Consider the following 15,858-nt stretch of genomic DNA (forward strand, 5'->3'; position numbering starts at 1 on the left):
ATTCAGGCAATCCCATTCGGAGGCGCTCGCCCGTGGGGACGTGCGGCGGACACAAAAAACCGCCGGCCCGGACGCGAGGTCCGGGCCGGCGGCAAGGCGCTACTATTTACAGTGCGCGCTGCTCCGGGCCGTTGTAGGCAGAGAGCGGGCGGATCAGGGCGTTCGAGGCGCGCTGCTCCATGATGTGTGCGGTCCAGCCGGTGATGCGCGCCGCGATGAAGATCGGGGTGAACATCTCGGTGTCGAAGCCCATCAGGTGGTAGGTCGGGCCTGCCGGGTAGTCCAGATTCGGCTTGATGGCTTTGGCCTCGTCCATGGCAGCTTCCAGGCCGTCGTAGAGGCCCAGCATTTCGTGGCGGCCGTAGTGCTCGATCATGCGATCCAGTGCGGCCTTCATGGTCGGAACGCGGGAGTCGCCGTGCTTGTAGACGCGGTGGCCGAAGCCCATGACCTTCTTCTTGGCTGCCAGGGCCTCTTCCATCCAGGCCTTGGCGCGCTTGGCGGCGTCCTCGCGGGACTCGTCCTTGTCAATGCCGATCTCGGTGAAGGTGTGCATGACGGCCTCGTTGGCGCCGCCGTGCAGCGGGCCCTTCAGGGCGCCGATGGCGCCGGTGACTGCCGAGTGCAGGTCCGACAGGGTCGAGGTGATCACGCGAGCGGTGAAGGTCGACGCGTTGAACGAGTGCTCCGCGTACAGCACCATGGAGACGCGGAAAGCGTCGACAACCTCAGGCGCTGCTTCTTCGCCGAAGGTCATCCACAGGAAGTTGGCTGCGTAATCCAGATCGTCGCGCGGCGGGACGACGTCCAGGCCGCGGCGGCGGCGCTGGTCGTAGGCCACGACAGCAGGGAAGGCGGCGAACAGCTCCTTGGACTTCAGTAGCTCGGCTTCGACGGAGGAGTTCTCCGACTGCGAGTGGTTGGCGCCGATCACGGAGACCGCGGTGCGGCCCACGTCCATCGGGTGGCAGTCGGCCGGCAACAGGTCGATGGCGGCCTTGACGGCCGGATCCAGCGTGCGGTTGGCGCGCTCGAAGGCGGTGAATTCGGTCAGTTCGCTCTGGGACGGCAGTTCGCCGTTCCACAGCAGCAGGGCAACCTCTTCGAAGGACTTGGATGCTGCAAGGTCCTGTACCGGGTAGCCGCGGTAGAGCAGGGAGTTGGTCTCTGGGTTGACCTTGGATACGGCGGTGTAGTCGACGACGACTCCAGCCAGACCCTTCTTGATGTCTTCGGTGCTCGTGCTCATGGTCGTACTCCTCCTGAATTGTCTTTCAAGACTTTTAGGCCGGTAGCGCGGGCCGTCGAAGAATTCAGACGGCCCGCGCAACCGGACGCTGCCACAGTGCGGTGGCTCCTGTTTAGAGATTCGCGCTGTTGGATTCGATGTCCAGGGTTGGGACCTGGAAGTTGAAGATTCCGGTGTCGAACCGGTTGTAGGCTTCGTAGTCCACCAGCTCGTACAGACGTGACCTGGTTAACATGTTATCCACTTCGCGCTGCTGGGTGCCGTCTTCGCTGATCGCGTCCAGCACCCGCTCCGCCGCGCCCATGGCGCTGCGCAGCAGGGTGACCGGGTAGATGATCAGCGCGACGCCGGCATCTGCCAGTTCCTGGCGGTTGAACAGCTCGGACTTGCCGAACTCGGTCATGTTGGCCAGCACCGGCACGTCCACTGCATTGCAGATCGCCTCGAACTCGGCGACGTTCTTCATGGCCTCCGGGAAGATCGCGTCCGCGCCGGCATCCACCATGGCCTTGGCGCGGTCCACGGCCGAAGCCAGGCCCTCGACCGCACGGATGTCCGTGCGGGCCATGATCAGGAAGTTCTCGTCGATGCGTGCGTCGGCGGCGGCAGCGATGCGCTTGAGCATGGTTTCGGTATCCACCACGTTCTTGCCATCCAGGTGCCCGCAGCGCTTCGGGTTGAACTGGTCCTCGATGTGGCAACCGGCCAGGCCGGCGTATTCCAGCTCCTGGATGGTGCGGGCCACGTTCATCGGCTCGCCGAAGCCGGTGTCGGCGTCAACGATCGACGGGAGGTCGGTCATGCGGGCGATCTGCCCGGCGCGGGTGGCGACCTCGGTCAGCGAGGTCAGGCCGATGTCCGGCAGGCCCAGGTCATTGGCCAGCACCGCACCGGAGATGTAGACGCCGTCGAAGTTCTTCTCGCTGATCAGCTTGGCCGAGAGCGGGTTGAAGGCTCCGGGGAACTGGCGGGCAGCTCCCGGGGTCAGCATTTCGCGCAGCGCTACGCGCTTCGCGGCTGGGGGCTTGGTTGAGTACAACATGATTAGAACAGTCCCTTAGGTGCGGTTTCCAGGTTGATGACACCGTCGGCGGCCTGGATGTTCAGCTGGTCCAGCTCGCCGGCTGCAAGGTTCTCCAGGTTCTCGGCGGCGGCGATGAAGCGGTTGATCTCCGCCTCGTCGACCAGGCCCTCGGCCAGGGTGCGGAACTTGTTGATGTACTGCTCGCGGGCGAACGGACGTGCGCCCAGCGGGTGCGCGTCGGCGACGGCGATTTCATCGGTGATCACGGTACCGTCGTTCAGGGTGATTTCCACCGAACCGCCGAAGGCCTTCTCTGCGATGTCCAGTGAGTGGTAGCGGCGGGTCCACTCGGCGTCTTCCTCGGTGGTCACCTTGTTCCACAGCTCAACGGTGTCGGCGCGGCCGGCACGCTCAGGGGAGTAGGAATCCACGTGGTGCCATGCGCCGTCCTGTAGTGCAACGGTGAAGATGTACGGGATCGAGTGGTCCAGGGTCTCGCGCGAAGCGGTCGGATCGTACTTCTGCGGGTCGTTGGCGCCGGAGCCGATGACGTAGTGGGTATGGTGGCTGGTCTTGATCAGCACCGACTTCACGTTCTTCGGATCCGCGGCTTCCGGGTGCTCGCCGTGCAGCTTGCGGGCCAGGTCGATCCAGGCTTGCGCCTGGTACTCGGCCGAGTGCTCCTTGGTGTAGGTGTCGAGGATGGCGCGCTTGGCTTCGCCGGCCTCAGGCAGCGGAACCTCGTAGGCTGCGTCCGGCCCGTCCAGCATCCAGGCGATGACGCCGTCTTCGCCTTCGTAGATCGGCACTGGGGAGGTCTGGCCGCGCATGGCGCGGTCGGCTGCCTCAACTGCCATCTTGCCGGCGAAGGCCGGGGCGTGGGCCTTCCAGGTGGAGATTTCGCCCTTGCGCGACTGGCGGGTGGCGGTGGTCGTGTGCAGGCCCTGGCCAACGGCCTGGAAGATGGTCTCGACGTCCAGGCCCAGCAGGGTGCCGATGCCGGCTGCGGCCGATGGGCCCAGGTGCGCCACGTGGTCGATCTTGTGCTTGTGCAGGCAGATGGCCTTGACCAGGTCGACCTGGATCTCGTAGCCGGTGGCGATGCCGCGGATCAGGTCCTTGCCCGAAGCGCCGGTGTGCTGCGCCACGGCCAGGATCGGCGGGATGTTGTCGCCCGGGTGGGAGTACTCGGCGGCCAGGAAGGTGTCATGGTAGTCGAGCTCGCGCACTGCCACGCCGTTGGCCCAGGCAGCCCACTCGGGGGAGACCTTCTCGGAGATGCCGAACACCGAGGCGCCCTGGCCGCCGGTGGACGGCGCGTGGGTCAGCGCCTGGGCGCGGGCCGCGACGATCGGGCCGCGGTTCAGCGACGCGATGGCCACCGAGGCGTTGTCGATGATGCGGTTGATGATCATCTCGGTGACTTCGCTGGTGACCTCGACCGGGTCGGCGGCGACGGTGGCGATCTTGTGGGCCAGCTGGTCTTCGCGGGCCAGGTTTTCCTCGGAGCGGTATACGCGTACTGGGTGGTTGATCATGGAGATGCTACCTTTCGGATCCAACTGTGTATGTCTTGATGTGTGTAAAAGATTTGTGGAGGTGAACGGTGGTGGCGGCCGCCGCCACCTCTGCGTTCCCCTCGGCAATCGCCCAGGCGATGGCCGCGTGTTCGCGGGCCGAGTCGCGCAGCCTGTCGGGATTGTCCTTGGCCAGCCGGCGCACCCGTTGCAGATGCACGCGCAGGGTGCGCAGCGCGGTGGCCAGGTACGGGTTGTTGGCCGCGTCGTCGACCATCTCGTCGAGCCGGGCGACCAGCTGGTAGTAGTCGTCGCGGGCGCCGGAGAGATCCGCCAGATGCACCGACCGGTCGAAATCCTCGGCCAGGGATGCGAACTGAGCACGGTTTTCCGACAAGGCGGCCTGCCTGGCGCTGGTGATTTCCAGTGCGCGGCGCAGCACGAAGAGATCTTCCAGATGGTCTTCGCTGACCTCTGAAACCACCACTCCGCGGCCCCGCTGAGGAACCGCCAATCCGTCGGCCACCAATCGGGCCAGGGCTTCGCGTACCGGAGTGCGGGAAACACCTAGTCGTTCCGACTGTTCAACCTCGGCAAGCACGGTTCCCGGGTGCAAGCGCCACTCGACGATGTCGGTGCGCAGGCTTTCGTAGACCTTGTCACTTGCTCTCATGCTTCGAGTGTATACACAAACCGAGTCAAATGGGGCAAAGCTCGGAAAATATTTTAGAAAAGTACGAAATATGTATACACGGATGTTGTGATTGTGTGACTGTAGTCATAGGCTTATGTATACGAGGACGAGTCCAGATATTTAACAGGACGCCGGGCAGCGACGCCCGACGCCGGAGGAGAACACCATGGCGCAGACCTACCGCCAGGCCTTTGATCACGCGAGCACTGATCCGGAGACATTCTGGCTTGAGGCCGCCAAGGATATCCAATGGGATACGGTGCCGACATCAGCCGTCGATGCTTCGCGCAAGCCGCTGTACAGCTGGTTCCCCGACGGCATGCTGAACCTGTCGGTCAATGCGCTAGATCGCCACGTGGCCGCCGGACGTGGCGACCAGGCCGCGTTGATCTACGATTCGGCCATGCTCGGGACAGTCCAGACCTATACCTATGCGCAGCTGCTGCGCGAGGTCGAGATCTTCGCCGGCGTGCTGCGCGAACGCGGAGTCAAGACCGGGGACCGCGTGCTGATCTACATGCCGATGGTTCCGCAGGCCCTGGTCTCCATGCTTGCCTGCGCCCGCATCGGCGCGGTGCACTCGGTGGTCTTCGGCGGCTTCGCCCCCAAGGAACTGGCAGCGCGCATCACCGACTGCGCGCCGGTGGCCATCGTGGCAGCGACCGGCGGCATCGAGCCTTCGCGCCGCATCGAGTACCTGCCGGCCGTCGCCGAGGCGCTGAGCCTCGCCGAGCCTGCGGTCAAGGACGTCATCGTCGCGCACCGCGACGGCTTCGCCCACTCGATCGAGGAATACCACGGCAAGCCGATCAACGGGCAGGACATCAACTGGCTTGACTGGGACCAGCTGGCTGAAACCGCGCAGCCTGCCGCGCCGGTCTCGGTGCCGTCCACCCACCCGCTGTACGTGCTGTACACCTCCGGAACCACCGGCGCCCCCAAGGGCGTGGTGCGCGACACGGGCGGCTACGCCACCGCGCTGCAGTTCTCCATGAACGCCATCTACGACGTGCACCCGGGGGACACCATGTTCACCGCCTCGGACGTGGGCTGGGTCGTGGGACACTCCTACATCGTCTACGCGCCGCTGATCGCCGGCGCCACCACGGTGCTCTACGAGGGCAAGCCGGTGGGCACCCCGGATGCCGGCGTGTTCGGCCGCATCATCGCAGACCACAAGGTCACCACCATGTTCACCGCCCCGACCGCGCTGCGCGCGGTGCGCAAGGCGGATCCGACCGGCGGGTTGATGACCTCCCACGACCTGTCCAGCCTGCGGGCGCTGTTCGTGGCCGGCGAACGCCTTGACCCGGACACCTACCACTTCACCTCCGAGCTGCTGAATATCCCGGTGGTGGACAACTGGTGGCAGACCGAAACCGGCTGGCCGATCGCCTCCAACCCGCTGGGCCTGGAACAGCTTCCCGCCAAGGCCGGCAGCCCCACCACCCCGGTGCCGGGCTTCGACGTGCAGATCCGCGACGCTCTGGGCGAGGAGGTGCCCACCGGCGAGGAAGGCAACATCGTGGTTCGCCTGCCGCTGCCTCCGGGCGCGCTGGTCACCCTGTGGGGCGACGACCAGCGTTTCATCGACACCTACCTGAGCCAGCTGGAAGGCTACTACCTCACCGGCGACTCGGGTTTCCTGGACGAGGACGGCTACCTGTTCGTAATGGGCCGCACCGACGACGTGATCAACGTGTCGGGCCACCGGCTGTCCACCGGCGCCATGGAGCAGGTGCTCTCCAGCCACCCGGCCGTGGCCGAATGCGCGGTCATCGGCCTGGCCGACGCGCTCAAGGGCCAGCGGGCCAGCGGCTACGTGGTGCTCAAGTCCGGCGTCGAAGCCGACGAGGAAGCGCTGAAGAAGGAAATCGTGGCCCTGGTGCGCCAGCACATCGGCCCGGTGGCCGACTTCCGCGAGGTCACCGTGGTCGCCGCGCTGCCCAAGACCCGCTCGGGCAAGATCCTGCGCAAGACCATGCGCCAGATTGCCGACGGCAAGGAATACACCGTGCCTTCGACCATCGAGGACACCGCGGTGCTCGATGACCTGATGCCGCTGCTGCGTCCGGAAGCCTAGAGCCCGGCGACCCCGAAGCACCCGTGCCCTGCGTGCGAATCGTCGCAGGCAGGGCACGGGTGTTTAATCGGGGCGGAAGCCTCAGCTGACCGCGACGCCGAAGAGCAGGCCGATCAGGTAGGTGGCGGCCATGGTGGCCGAACCCATCAGGACATTGCGCACGATGGCCGGAACCAGCGGGGCGCCGCCCAGCCGCGCACTGATCCAGCCGGTGAGGAACAGTCCCAGCACCACAGCCAACGCGGTGTTGATGATTTCGCTGCCGAAGGGCAGCAGGATCATGGCCAGCGGGATCAGCGCGCCGACGGTGAAGGCGATGAAGGAGGACAGCGCGGCATGCCACGGGCTGGTCAGCTCCTGCGGGTCGATGCCCAGCTCCACCTCCGCGTGCGCCGCCAACGCGTTGTGGCTGGTCAGCTCCCGGGCGACCTGCAGGGCCAGCTCTTCGGACAGCCCGCGCTGGCGGTACAGCCCGGCGAGCTCCTGAAGTTCCTCCTCCGGCTGCTCGCGCAGCTCGCGTTGTTCCTTGGCCAGCAGAGCGCGCTCGGTGTCCCGCTGGGTGCTGACCGAGACGTATTCGCCTCCGGCCATGGAGAAGGCGCCGGCGACCAGGGCCGCGATGCCAGCGGTGGCGATGGCTGCCAGATTGTTCGGGGTGGCCGCGGCGACACCCACCACCACGCCGGCCACTGACACGATGCCGTCGTTGGCGCCGAGCACTCCGGCGCGCAGCCAGTTCAGCCGCTGGCCCACGTTCTGCTCGCCGTGGGCTTCGCCGGGGTGCTGGATCGCGGAGATGATATCCTGGTTTTCATTGCTCATACTGCCATCATGCGCCGTGGATCGGGCGCTGACAAGGATGGTTTGGCTTGGGTAAGTTTGGCATGGGTTACCTGCCGGAGAACGCGGACACGGCCCTGTACTCGTATTCCGGGCGTCCGCGGGTGCCGTGCCGGGGCTGCTTGACCGCGGCCTTCGACTCGGCCAGGTGTTCCAGGTAGCGGCGGGCGGTGACCCGGGACATGCCCAGCTGGTCGGCCAGCTCGGTGGCGGAGAAGGCTGTGCCGGCGCTCGCATTCAGATGCTCGCTGATCTGCGCCAGGGTTTCGGGGATCAGCCCCTTGGGCAGCGTGGTGGAGGCGCTCGAAGTGCGCAGCGCGGAGAAGGCGGTGTCCAGGGCCGCCTGGCTGGCGTCCGGCCCGGTGGAGCGCATGGAGGCGATGAAGCGGCGGTGGTTTTCCAGCTTTTCGGCGAACACCGCGAAGGTGAAGGGCTTGATCAGGTACTGGGTGATGCCGGTGGCCACCGCCGAGCGCACCACCGCCAGGTCGCGCACCGCGGTGATGGCGATGATGTCGGTTGTCAGCCCGCGCCCGCGCATGCGCTTGGCCACGTCGATGCCGTGCAGGTCGGGCAGCGTCATGTCCAGCAGCACCAGGTCGAAGGGCTCGCCGGCCTGCACCGCGTCGGCCAGCAGGCTCAGCGCCTGCTGCCCGTTGCCCGCCACCGCTGCCGCGGTGAAGCCCTCGATGCGGTTGACGAAGGCCGCGTGGGCGGCGGCGGTGTCGGGTTCGTCGTCGACGACCAGCACCCGCAGCGGGTGCAGGGTTCCCGGCCCGGGGGTGTTCGCGGTCTGCATGGTGCCCATCGGCTCCTCCCGAAATCGTTGTGCCCTCGGCGCGGGCTAGCTGCGCGGGGTGAAGGGCAAGGTCACCGTGAAGATCGCCCCGGCGTCGTTGTCCACATTCATTGTGCCATCCAGGCGCAGCACCGCCTGCTGGACCAGGGCCAGCCCGAGCCCGCGCGGCTGCGCCCCGGACTTGGTGCTGACCCCGAAGCGCAGCAGGTTCTCCAGGAACTCGGGCTCGATGCCAGGTCCGGAGTCGGCCACCGAAATGATCAGCTCGTCGTCCAGTGCGGTGACCTCCACCCAGACCGTGGCATCCTCGGTGCCTACCGAGACGTCCAGCGCGTTGTCCAGCAGGTTGCCGACTATGGTGACGATGTCGGTGGCGGCGAACGCGTCGGTGGGCATCACGCCCTGCGCGCTGATGTCCAGCTGGATGCCGCGTTCATGGGCCTGGGCGGCCTTGGCCACGAGCAGGCTGGAGAGGTAGACGTCGTCGATGCTGTGCACGATCGCGTCGGTCAGCTGCTGCGAGTGCTGCCGGTCGTCCACCGCGAAGGCCAGCGCCTGGTCGACCTTGCCGTTCTCGATCAGCGTGGCGATGGTGTGCAGCCGGTTGGCGTGCTCGTGGGTCTGGGCGCGCAACGCGGTGGAGAAGGTCTTCAGCGACTGCAGCTCGCCGGCCAGTTCCTGCACCTCGGTCAGGTCGCGCAGCGTGAGCACCTGCCCGGTCAGCGGCTGGATGCCGAACCAGCCGCGCCAGGAACCGCCCACGCGCGGCAGGTTCGTATTGGTCAGCTTCGCCGGGCCTTGGGAAACTGACAGCACGGTGTGGGCGCCCAGATGGATTTCGTCCTTGCAGCTGCGCCCGGTGACCATCAGCTCGCGCAGGGTCTCGGGCATCTGCACTTCCTGCGGATCCATGCCCTCGCCGGGGACTTCTTCGGGCAAGCCCAGCAGCCGGGCCGCTTCCTGGTTGTACAGCACGATGCGGTGCCGACGGTCCAGCAGCACCAGCCCCTCGCGCACCGAGTGCAGGGCGGAGAAGTAGAACGCGTACAGCCGGCGCAGCCCGTGCGGGCCGAAACCCAGGGTGGCCTGGTTGACGTAACGGGAGAAGAACCAGGCGCTGAAGCCTGCCAGCAGCAGGGTCAGCGCGGAGACCAGCAGGATCTGCGGGATTTCGCTGCGGTAGATCAGCTGCAGGTTGTGCAGCGTGATGCCGGTGGACACCATGCCCACGAGCCTGCCCTGGTGGTAGACCGGGGCGATGGTGCGTACCGAGTTGCCCAGCGTGCCCACGGCCTGCTCGTTGTAGACCTCACCGTGCAGCGCCTGGCTGGTGGAGCCGGAATAGGGTCTGCCGATCTGCTCCGGGTCGGGGTGGGTGACGCGGATCCGGTCGGGGGTCATGATCGTGATGAAGTCCACCACCGGGGCGCGGTTCAGGATCTCGTTCGCATAGGGCTGCAGCTGTTCGGTGGGGTTCTTGCCCGCCAGGGCCTGGCTGACGAACGGGTCGTTGGCCAGGGTGATGGAGATGGCCGCCACCGTTGACTGCTTGTCCTCCAGGATTACCCGGTTCTGCTGCTGGTAGGTGGCGATCGCCAGCCCGGCGACCACCAGCAGCACCACGAGCATCTGCGCCGAGAAGATCAGCACCGCGAAGGACCAGCCGTCGCGGGTCAGCGGGGCCGGGTCGTTGCGGGAATCCAGCGGGCGGGGCAAGGGGTGATCGGCGAAATGATCGGTCAAGGCTTCCCCCTTCGCGTGGCCGCCGCGCGGCCGGCCGGCCGTGGCTGCACTGGTGTGCGTGACCAATATGAACTCAACGGAGATGAAAATCACGAAGGCGCGCACGATGGACATAACGATTCTACGGAATGCCGTCCGGCAACGACGCCGTCGCGGTTCCCACTCACAAGACAGGTCACTTTCATGGCTATCACCGAGCACGATTCGGCGGCATCCGATGCGCCGCAGCAGGCAAAGAAGAAGGACCGGACGCACTGGCTCTACATCTCGGTGATCGCCGCGGTGGTGCTCGGCGCCATCATCGGCCTGGTCGCCCCTGATCTGGGCAAGGCCCTGAAGCCGCTGGGCGACGGGTTCGTCGCCCTGATCAAGATGATCATCGCCCCGGTGATCTTCTGCACCATCGTGCTCGGCATCGGTTCCATCGCCAAGGCTGCGACCGTGGGCAAGGTCGGCGGCTTGGCGCTGCTGTACTTCATCGGCATGTCCACCTTCGCGCTGGCCCTGGGCCTGGTCGTGGGCAACATCATCCACCCGGGCGAGGGCCTTGATTTGCAGCCCTACGATCCGAACAAGCCGAAGACCGAAAACGGCACCGTCGACTTCTTCATGTCGCTGATCCCGGGATCCCTGCCGGTGCTGCCGACCCTGGTGGTCGCACTGTTCGTAGGTTTCGCGCTGCAGGGCATGGGCAAGAGTGGCGAACCGGTGCTGCACGGCATCCAGGCCATCCAGAAGGTCGTCTTCCGCATCATGATGATGATCATGTGGGTTGCGCCGATCGGTGCCTTCGGCGCCATCGCCGCCGTCGTGGGCGCCACCGGCTGGGCCGCCATCGGTTCCATGGCCATCCTCATGGGCGCGTTCTACCTGACCTGCATCATCTTCATCGTCTTCGTGCTGGGCACCATGCTGCGCCTGGTCACCGGCCTGAACATCTTCCTGCTGCTGAAGTACCTGGCCCGCGAGTACCTGCTGATCTTCTCGACCTCCTCCTCCGAGTCGGCCCTGCCGCGCCTGATCGCCAAGATGGAGCACGTGGGTGTCTCGAAGCCGGTGGTCGGCATCACCGTCCCGACCGGCTACTCGTTCAACCTCGACGGCACTGCCATCTACCTGACCATGTCGGCGCTGTTCGTCTCGACGGCCATGGGCATGCCGATGAACCTCGGTGAGCAGATCGGCCTGCTGGTCTTCATGATCATCGCCTCGAAGGGCGCAGCCGGCGTGACCGGCGCCGGCCTGGCCACCTTGGCCGCTGGCCTGCAGGCGCACCGCCCGGAGCTGCTCGGCGGCATGGGCGTGATCGTGGGCATCGACAAGTTCATGTCCGAGGCCCGAGCGCTGACCAACTTCACCGGCAACGCGGTAGCCACCTTGCTGATCGGCAAGTGGACCCACGAGGTAGACCTGGACCAGGCCAAGGCAGTGCTCTCCGGACAGCGCCCGTTCGACGAGGCGCTCATGGAAGAAAGCATGCACTAGCCGCCAACCGGCCACCAGCCTCGCAAGCATCCGCCCTCCCGCACCCAGCGGGAGGGCGGATGTTTCTCATTAACCGCCACTGGAACGCCGCTCTGCACAGGCCACGGGTTATGCACGGTGTGGAACTGAGATTGGCCGTGCGTTCACTCGCCGGGGTCCGGAATGACGCCGGGGCCGGCGATGACTATCCGATTGCCATCGGGATCTGCCAGCTGCAGGATCCGTGCCCCACCGCCCTGTTCCGGTCCGCCATGGACGAATCCCGCCTTGGATAGCCGAAGTGCCTCCGAATCGAGATTGGAAACTTCCAACACGACCGTAGAGCGGCCGGCGCGTTCAGGCTCATGCCAGACTTGAAGCCCGAACCCGTGACCGAGGTGCCATTCCAGCAGCCCATCCATCGGGCGGCGGTCCGGCTCGCGGGAAAGCAGTCTCATGTACCACTGCTCGGCGCGTTTTAGATCCGAAACCGTGCAATTGGCAAGCAAGCTTTTGAACATCCCAATCTCCTTTTGCGATGTGGCCATAGTGCAGTCTCCAATGATTCGAGCACTCGGGTACGTTGTCCGCAACGGTCCGTGCCCTCGCGAGGACCCCGAGTCCGGGGTTCGCTGCCTTTCGGAGCGTCGGAGAAAATACCCAGCGTCCATACAACATTTGAGTTAAGGTTCAAGGTAAAGGCTCGCCGTGAAAAAGTTGAAAATACGCCGAATGTCCCTCCCGCCCGATAACCTTTAAATGAGCCGAAAGCTCGAAGTTTTTGTCAGGAATAACGGGAAGTGTGGTTGACCCATCGTGAGCGAGGAACAGGCAAGCAAGGTCCGCGGTGCCGGGATGCTCAAGGAGCCCCGCCCGGTGGGCCCCACCGGCAAACCACTCTCGGAATTCCCCGTACCCGCCGCCCTGCCGTCCCACGGCCCGGCACGCGTCATCGCCATGGTGAACCAGAAAGGCGGGGTGGGCAAAACCACCTCGACCATCAACCTGGCCGCAGCGCTCGCCGAGTACGGCCGCAAGGTGCTGCTGGTGGACTTCGACCCGCAGGGCGCGTTGTCCGCGGGCTTCGGCACCAACCCGCATGAAATGGACGTCACCGTCTACAACGTGCTGATGGACCGCAATGTGAAGATCACCGACGCGATCCGCCAGACCGATGTGGAGAACATCGACCTGCTCCCGGCGAACATCGACCTGTCCGCCGCCGAGGTGCAGCTGGTCAACGAGGTCGCCCGCGAGCAGGTGCTCGAACGCGCGCTGCGCCACGTGATCGACGACTACGACGTGGTGCTCATCGACTGCCAGCCATCCCTCGGCCTGCTGACCATCAACGCGCTGACCGCCGCCCACGGCGTGATCATCCCGCTGACCGCCGAATTCTTCGCACTGCGCGCCGTGGCCCTGCTGATGGAAACCATCGACAAGGTCAAGGACCGCCTGAACCAGGTGCTGGAACTCGACGGCGTGCTGGCCACCATGTACGACGCCCGCACCCTGCACAGCCGCGAGGTCATCACCCGCCTGGATGAGGCTTTCGGCGACAAGCTCTTCGAAACCGTCATCAAGCGCACCATCAAGTTCGCCGACGCGAACGTGGCCGCAGAGCCGATCACCTCCTACGCCGCCAACCACCCCGGCGCGGAGGCCTACCGCAACCTGGCCCGCGAGCTGATCTGGCGTGGTGGTGCCCCGTAATGAGCACCATGCTCAGCGAGGACCAACGCGAACAAACCGCCACCGGCACCCCCGACGAAAGCCCCGACACGGGCCAGGGGGAATCGGCTGGCGGTTTTCGCCTTGCCCTGGCAAATTTCAACGGGCCCTTTGACGTCCTGCTGCACCTGATCACCAAACGCGAACTGGACATCACCGAGGTGGCGCTCGCCGAAGTGACGGACGAATTCATCGCCTACCTGCGCGAGCTGCAGGACAGCAGTCGCGAAGCCGGCAGCGACGGGATGAAGATCCTGGATGAAACGACCGAATTCCTGGTCGTCGCCTCCACGCTGCTCGATCTGAAGGCCGCCCGGCTGCTGCCGCGCGGGGAAATGGCCGACGAGGAGGACTTCGAGCTGCTCGAAGCCAGGGACCTGCTGTTTGCGCGGCTGCTGCAGTACAAGGCGTTCAAGCACGCCGCCGCCTTCCTGGGGGAGCGCTACGAGTCCGAAGGCTCGCGCCGTCCGCGCGAGGTGGCGCTGGAGCCGGAATTCGCCGCGCTGCTGCCCGAGCTGATCTTCTCGATCGGCCCCGAACGCTTCGCCCAGATCGCCGCCGGCGCGCTGGCGCCGAAGCCCGAGCCGATCACCGAAGTGGGGCTCGGCCACCTGCATGGAGCGAACGTCACCATCGCCGCCGAGGCGGAGTCCATCGCGGAACTGCTGGCCGCGCACGGGGCCATGGACTTTACCGCGCTGGTCGCCGACGCCGCCGAGCATCTGGTGGTCGTGGTGCGTTTTCTGGCATTGTTGGAGATGTTCAGGCAAAAGGTCATCAGCTTCGAGCAGCTGGACCCGCTCGGCCCGCTGCAGATCAGCCTGGCCGGGGAGTCTGACTTCGACGCCGACGCGGTGCAGGACGACTACGAGGGGAGTGGTGAGGCGGATCATGAGTGAGATTGCACCCATTGACCAGCTTCCCGGAGGCCTGGAATCGGGGCTCGAAGCGGTGCTGATGGTCGCAGATACCCCCGTATCCTCGGCGCGTTTGGCCGAAATCTTCGAGGTGCCGGTACCCCGGATCGCTGCCGCCTTGGAGAACCTGGCGAACGAGTATGATAGTAAGGATCGCCCGCGCGGATTTGAACTGCGACGCGTCGCCTCCGGGTGGCGCTTCTATTCGCGGGCCGATTATGCCGATTTCGTCTCCAGTTATGTGCTCGACGGGCAAACAGCACGCCTGTCACAGGCCGCCCTAGAAACCCTGGCTGTCATCGCTTACCGACAGCCGGTCTCGCGTGGACGTATTTCGGCGATTCGAGGTGTCAACGTCGATTCGGTGGTGCGCACACTGCTCACCCGCGGATTGATCACGGAGTATCCGGAGATGGGCGATGGTGGAGCGACGCTCTACCAAACGACCGAATACTTCCTGGAACGACTGGGACTGGGCTCGCTCCAGGAGCTGCCCGCGCTGTCCCCGTATCTGCCCGGGGTGGCCGATCTCGAATCGCTGGATTCGGCAACCTACGACGACTAGGCAATGCAGCTGTGCAGCATTGCCCGACAGGACCAACGACGCCTGGGCCCACCGGCCGCAGGCGCGCGAATACGTAACAGCAAGGGACAAGTCTTAGCATGAGCAGGGGATCCTCCTCCGGCCGCAACCCACGCGGCAACAATTCAAACTTCGGCAAGCCAGCCGGTTCCCGTTCGGGACAGGGCGGCAAGCCCGGCGCCGGCGGCAAGTCCTTCGGCAAGACCGGTGGACGCCCGGGCTCCGGCCCGGCCAAGCCCTACGGCAAGCCGGCCGACTCCAAGCCCTACGGCAAGTCCGCGGGCGCCAAGTCCGGCGGATCCAAGCAGGCCGGCGGCTCGGCCAAGCGCAACACCTCGGCGGCGCGCAAGAACTCCGAGCGCGCCTTCTCCAAGGAGCGCTTCGGCAACTCGGTGCCGACCAACTACGCCCGCCCGACCCAGCGCGCCCGCGCCCAGGCCCGCGCCGAGAGCCAGGCCGCCCGCGCCCAGTACGGCGAGTTGATGGACGGCGTGCGCCTGCAGAAGGCCATGGCCAACGCCGGGGTCGCTTCGCGCCGCGTCTGCGAGGAGATGATCCTCGAAGGCCGCGTGGAGGTCAACGGCAACCTGGTCGTCGAGCTGGGCACCCGCATTGACCCGGCGAAGGACTCCATCCACGTGGACGGCATGCGCATCCAGCTGAACAAGGCCGCCCGCTACTACGTCTTCAACAAGCCCAAGCACGTCATGTGCACCATGGACGACCCCGAGGGCCGCCGCACCATTGCGGACTACTTCAAGAACGAGCACCTCTCCCAGCGCCTGTTCCACGTCGGCCGCCTGGACTACAAGACCGAGGGCCTGCTCATCCTGACCAACGACGGGGAGCTGGCCAACCGCCTGCAGCACCCGAAGTACGAGGTCCCCAAGACCTACCTGGTGCAGGTCCCCGGCCCGCTGCCGCGCTCCGTGGGCAAGCAGCTGCGCGACGGCGTCAAGCTGGAGGACGGCTGGATCAAGGTCGACGACTTCAAGCTGATCGACCAGTCCCCGAAGCACGTGATGGTGGAAGTGACCCTGCACTCGGGCCGCAACCGCATCGTGCGCCGCATGTTCGACGCCGTGGGCCACCCGGTCGAGCGCCTGGTGCGCGTGGCCATCGGCCCGATCCAGCTCGGCGACCAGAAGCAGGGCGTCATCCGCTCCCTGGGCAACCAGGAAGTCGGCCACCTGATGAAAATGGTGGGGATGTAG

14 protein-coding genes are annotated in these 15,858 nt (G+C 65.8%); 6 read left to right on the plus strand and 8 right to left on the minus strand.

The window, feature by feature from the left end; all coding sequences use genetic code 11:
- Positions 1–106 precede the first annotated feature (106 nt).
- The 4 genes from RF641_RS00075 to RF641_RS00090 form a co-directional block, all read right to left on the minus strand.
- Positions 107–1,249 carry a bifunctional 2-methylcitrate synthase/citrate synthase gene (locus tag RF641_RS00075; protein ID WP_047118660.1) on the minus strand — a complete coding sequence of 381 codons (1,143 nt, stop codon included), beginning with the start codon at positions 1,247–1,249 and terminating at the stop codon, positions 107–109.
- Positions 1,250–1,361: 112 nt separating this feature from the next.
- On the minus strand, positions 1,362–2,291 hold the full coding sequence (prpB, locus tag RF641_RS00080; RefSeq protein ID WP_424572127.1) for a methylisocitrate lyase: 930 nt from the start codon (positions 2,289–2,291) through the stop codon (positions 1,362–1,364).
- A 2-nt stretch (positions 2,292–2,293) separates the two neighbouring features.
- Positions 2,294–3,811, minus strand: a complete 1,518-nt coding sequence (locus RF641_RS00085; protein ID WP_047118662.1) for an MmgE/PrpD family protein — start codon at positions 3,809–3,811, stop codon at positions 2,294–2,296.
- A gap of 7 nt (positions 3,812–3,818) precedes the next feature.
- Positions 3,819–4,463 (minus strand): GntR family transcriptional regulator, encoded by a 645-nt coding sequence (locus tag RF641_RS00090; protein ID WP_047118663.1) that lies wholly within the window; start codon positions 4,461–4,463, stop codon positions 3,819–3,821.
- Between the two features lie 187 nt (positions 4,464–4,650).
- On the opposite strand from RF641_RS00090, the gene RF641_RS00095 reads away from it, so the two are divergent.
- Positions 4,651–6,567 (plus strand): AMP-binding protein, encoded by a 1,917-nt coding sequence (locus tag RF641_RS00095; RefSeq protein ID WP_424572128.1) that lies wholly within the window; start codon positions 4,651–4,653, stop codon positions 6,565–6,567.
- 81 nt (positions 6,568–6,648) lie between these two features.
- On the opposite strand, the gene RF641_RS00100 is transcribed toward RF641_RS00095, so the two are convergent.
- From RF641_RS00100 to RF641_RS00110, 3 genes are all read right to left on the minus strand, one after another.
- A complete protein-coding gene (locus tag RF641_RS00100) occupies positions 6,649–7,389 on the minus strand; it encodes a VIT1/CCC1 transporter family protein (protein WP_424572129.1) in 741 nt (246 codons plus the stop codon).
- 67 nt (positions 7,390–7,456) lie between these two features.
- A complete protein-coding gene (locus tag RF641_RS00105; protein ID WP_424572130.1) occupies positions 7,457–8,215 on the minus strand; it encodes a response regulator in 759 nt (252 codons plus the stop codon).
- 36 nt (positions 8,216–8,251) lie between these two features.
- Entirely contained in the window at positions 8,252–10,063 is a 1,812-nt protein-coding gene (locus RF641_RS00110; RefSeq protein WP_052772298.1) for a sensor histidine kinase, read from the minus strand.
- Positions 10,064–10,132: 69 nt separating this feature from the next.
- Between RF641_RS00110 and RF641_RS00115 the strand changes: the two genes are divergently transcribed.
- Entirely contained in the window at positions 10,133–11,434 is a 1,302-nt protein-coding gene (locus tag RF641_RS00115) for a cation:dicarboxylate symporter family transporter (protein ID WP_047118666.1), read from the plus strand.
- 143 nt (positions 11,435–11,577) lie between these two features.
- Here RF641_RS00115 and RF641_RS00120 read toward each other — a convergent pair whose 3' ends face one another.
- Positions 11,578–11,961 carry a VOC family protein gene (locus RF641_RS00120; RefSeq protein WP_424572131.1) on the minus strand — a complete coding sequence of 128 codons (384 nt, stop codon included), beginning with the start codon at positions 11,959–11,961 and terminating at the stop codon, positions 11,578–11,580.
- 307 nt (positions 11,962–12,268) lie between these two features.
- Here RF641_RS00120 and RF641_RS00125 point away from each other — a divergent pair, with 307 nt between their 5' ends.
- From RF641_RS00125 to RF641_RS00140, 4 genes are all read left to right on the plus strand, one after another.
- Positions 12,269–13,126, plus strand: coding sequence for a ParA family protein (locus tag RF641_RS00125; protein ID WP_047120632.1), 858 nt, complete (start codon positions 12,269–12,271; stop codon positions 13,124–13,126).
- Positions 13,126–14,043, plus strand: a complete 918-nt coding sequence (locus RF641_RS00130; RefSeq protein ID WP_047118667.1) for a segregation and condensation protein A — start codon at positions 13,126–13,128, stop codon at positions 14,041–14,043. Before RF641_RS00125 ends, RF641_RS00130 begins: the two co-directional genes overlap by 1 nt.
- On the plus strand, positions 14,036–14,626 hold the full coding sequence (scpB, locus tag RF641_RS00135) for an SMC-Scp complex subunit ScpB (RefSeq protein WP_047118668.1): 591 nt from the start codon (positions 14,036–14,038) through the stop codon (positions 14,624–14,626). The genes RF641_RS00130 and scpB overlap by 8 nt, the downstream gene beginning before the upstream one ends.
- 98 nt (positions 14,627–14,724) lie before the next feature.
- The gene (locus RF641_RS00140; protein WP_053797755.1) at positions 14,725–15,858 is read left to right on the plus strand and encodes a pseudouridine synthase; all 1,134 of its coding nucleotides are present in this window, start codon (positions 14,725–14,727) and stop codon (positions 15,856–15,858) included.

The organism is Arthrobacter sp. 'calajunan' (genome assembly GCF_046940185.1).
Lineage (GTDB): Bacteria > Actinomycetota > Actinomycetes > Actinomycetales > Micrococcaceae > Glutamicibacter > Glutamicibacter soli.

What these genes read in the sequence shown, in the direction of transcription:
- prpB (WP_424572127.1), bottom strand. Translation starts at nt 2,291, where the DNA reads ATGTTGTACTCAACCAAGCCCCCAGCCGCGAAGCGCGTAGCGCTGCGC.
- RF641_RS00100 (WP_424572129.1), bottom strand. Translation starts at nt 7,389, where the DNA reads ATGAGCAATGAAAACCAGGATATCATCTCCGCGATCCAGCACCCCGGC.
- RF641_RS00110 (WP_052772298.1), bottom strand. Translation starts at nt 10,063, where the DNA reads ATGTCCATCGTGCGCGCCTTCGTGATTTTCATCTCCGTTGAGTTCATA.
- RF641_RS00105 (WP_424572130.1), bottom strand. Translation starts at nt 8,215, where the DNA reads ATGGGCACCATGCAGACCGCGAACACCCCCGGGCCGGGAACCCTGCAC.
- RF641_RS00140 (WP_053797755.1), top strand. Translation starts at nt 14,725, where the DNA reads ATGAGCAGGGGATCCTCCTCCGGCCGCAACCCACGCGGCAACAATTCA.
- RF641_RS00090 (WP_047118663.1), bottom strand. Translation starts at nt 4,463, where the DNA reads ATGAGAGCAAGTGACAAGGTCTACGAAAGCCTGCGCACCGACATCGTC.
- RF641_RS00095 (WP_424572128.1), top strand. Translation starts at nt 4,651, where the DNA reads ATGGCGCAGACCTACCGCCAGGCCTTTGATCACGCGAGCACTGATCCG.
- RF641_RS00115 (WP_047118666.1), top strand. Translation starts at nt 10,133, where the DNA reads ATGGCTATCACCGAGCACGATTCGGCGGCATCCGATGCGCCGCAGCAG.
- scpB (WP_047118668.1), top strand. Translation starts at nt 14,036, where the DNA reads ATGAGTGAGATTGCACCCATTGACCAGCTTCCCGGAGGCCTGGAATCG.
- RF641_RS00085 (WP_047118662.1), bottom strand. Translation starts at nt 3,811, where the DNA reads ATGATCAACCACCCAGTACGCGTATACCGCTCCGAGGAAAACCTGGCC.
- RF641_RS00130 (WP_047118667.1), top strand. Translation starts at nt 13,126, where the DNA reads ATGAGCACCATGCTCAGCGAGGACCAACGCGAACAAACCGCCACCGGC.
- RF641_RS00075 (WP_047118660.1), bottom strand. Translation starts at nt 1,249, where the DNA reads ATGAGCACGAGCACCGAAGACATCAAGAAGGGTCTGGCTGGAGTCGTC.
- RF641_RS00125 (WP_047120632.1), top strand. Translation starts at nt 12,269, where the DNA reads ATGCTCAAGGAGCCCCGCCCGGTGGGCCCCACCGGCAAACCACTCTCG.
- RF641_RS00120 (WP_424572131.1), bottom strand. Translation starts at nt 11,961, where the DNA reads ATGGCCACATCGCAAAAGGAGATTGGGATGTTCAAAAGCTTGCTTGCC.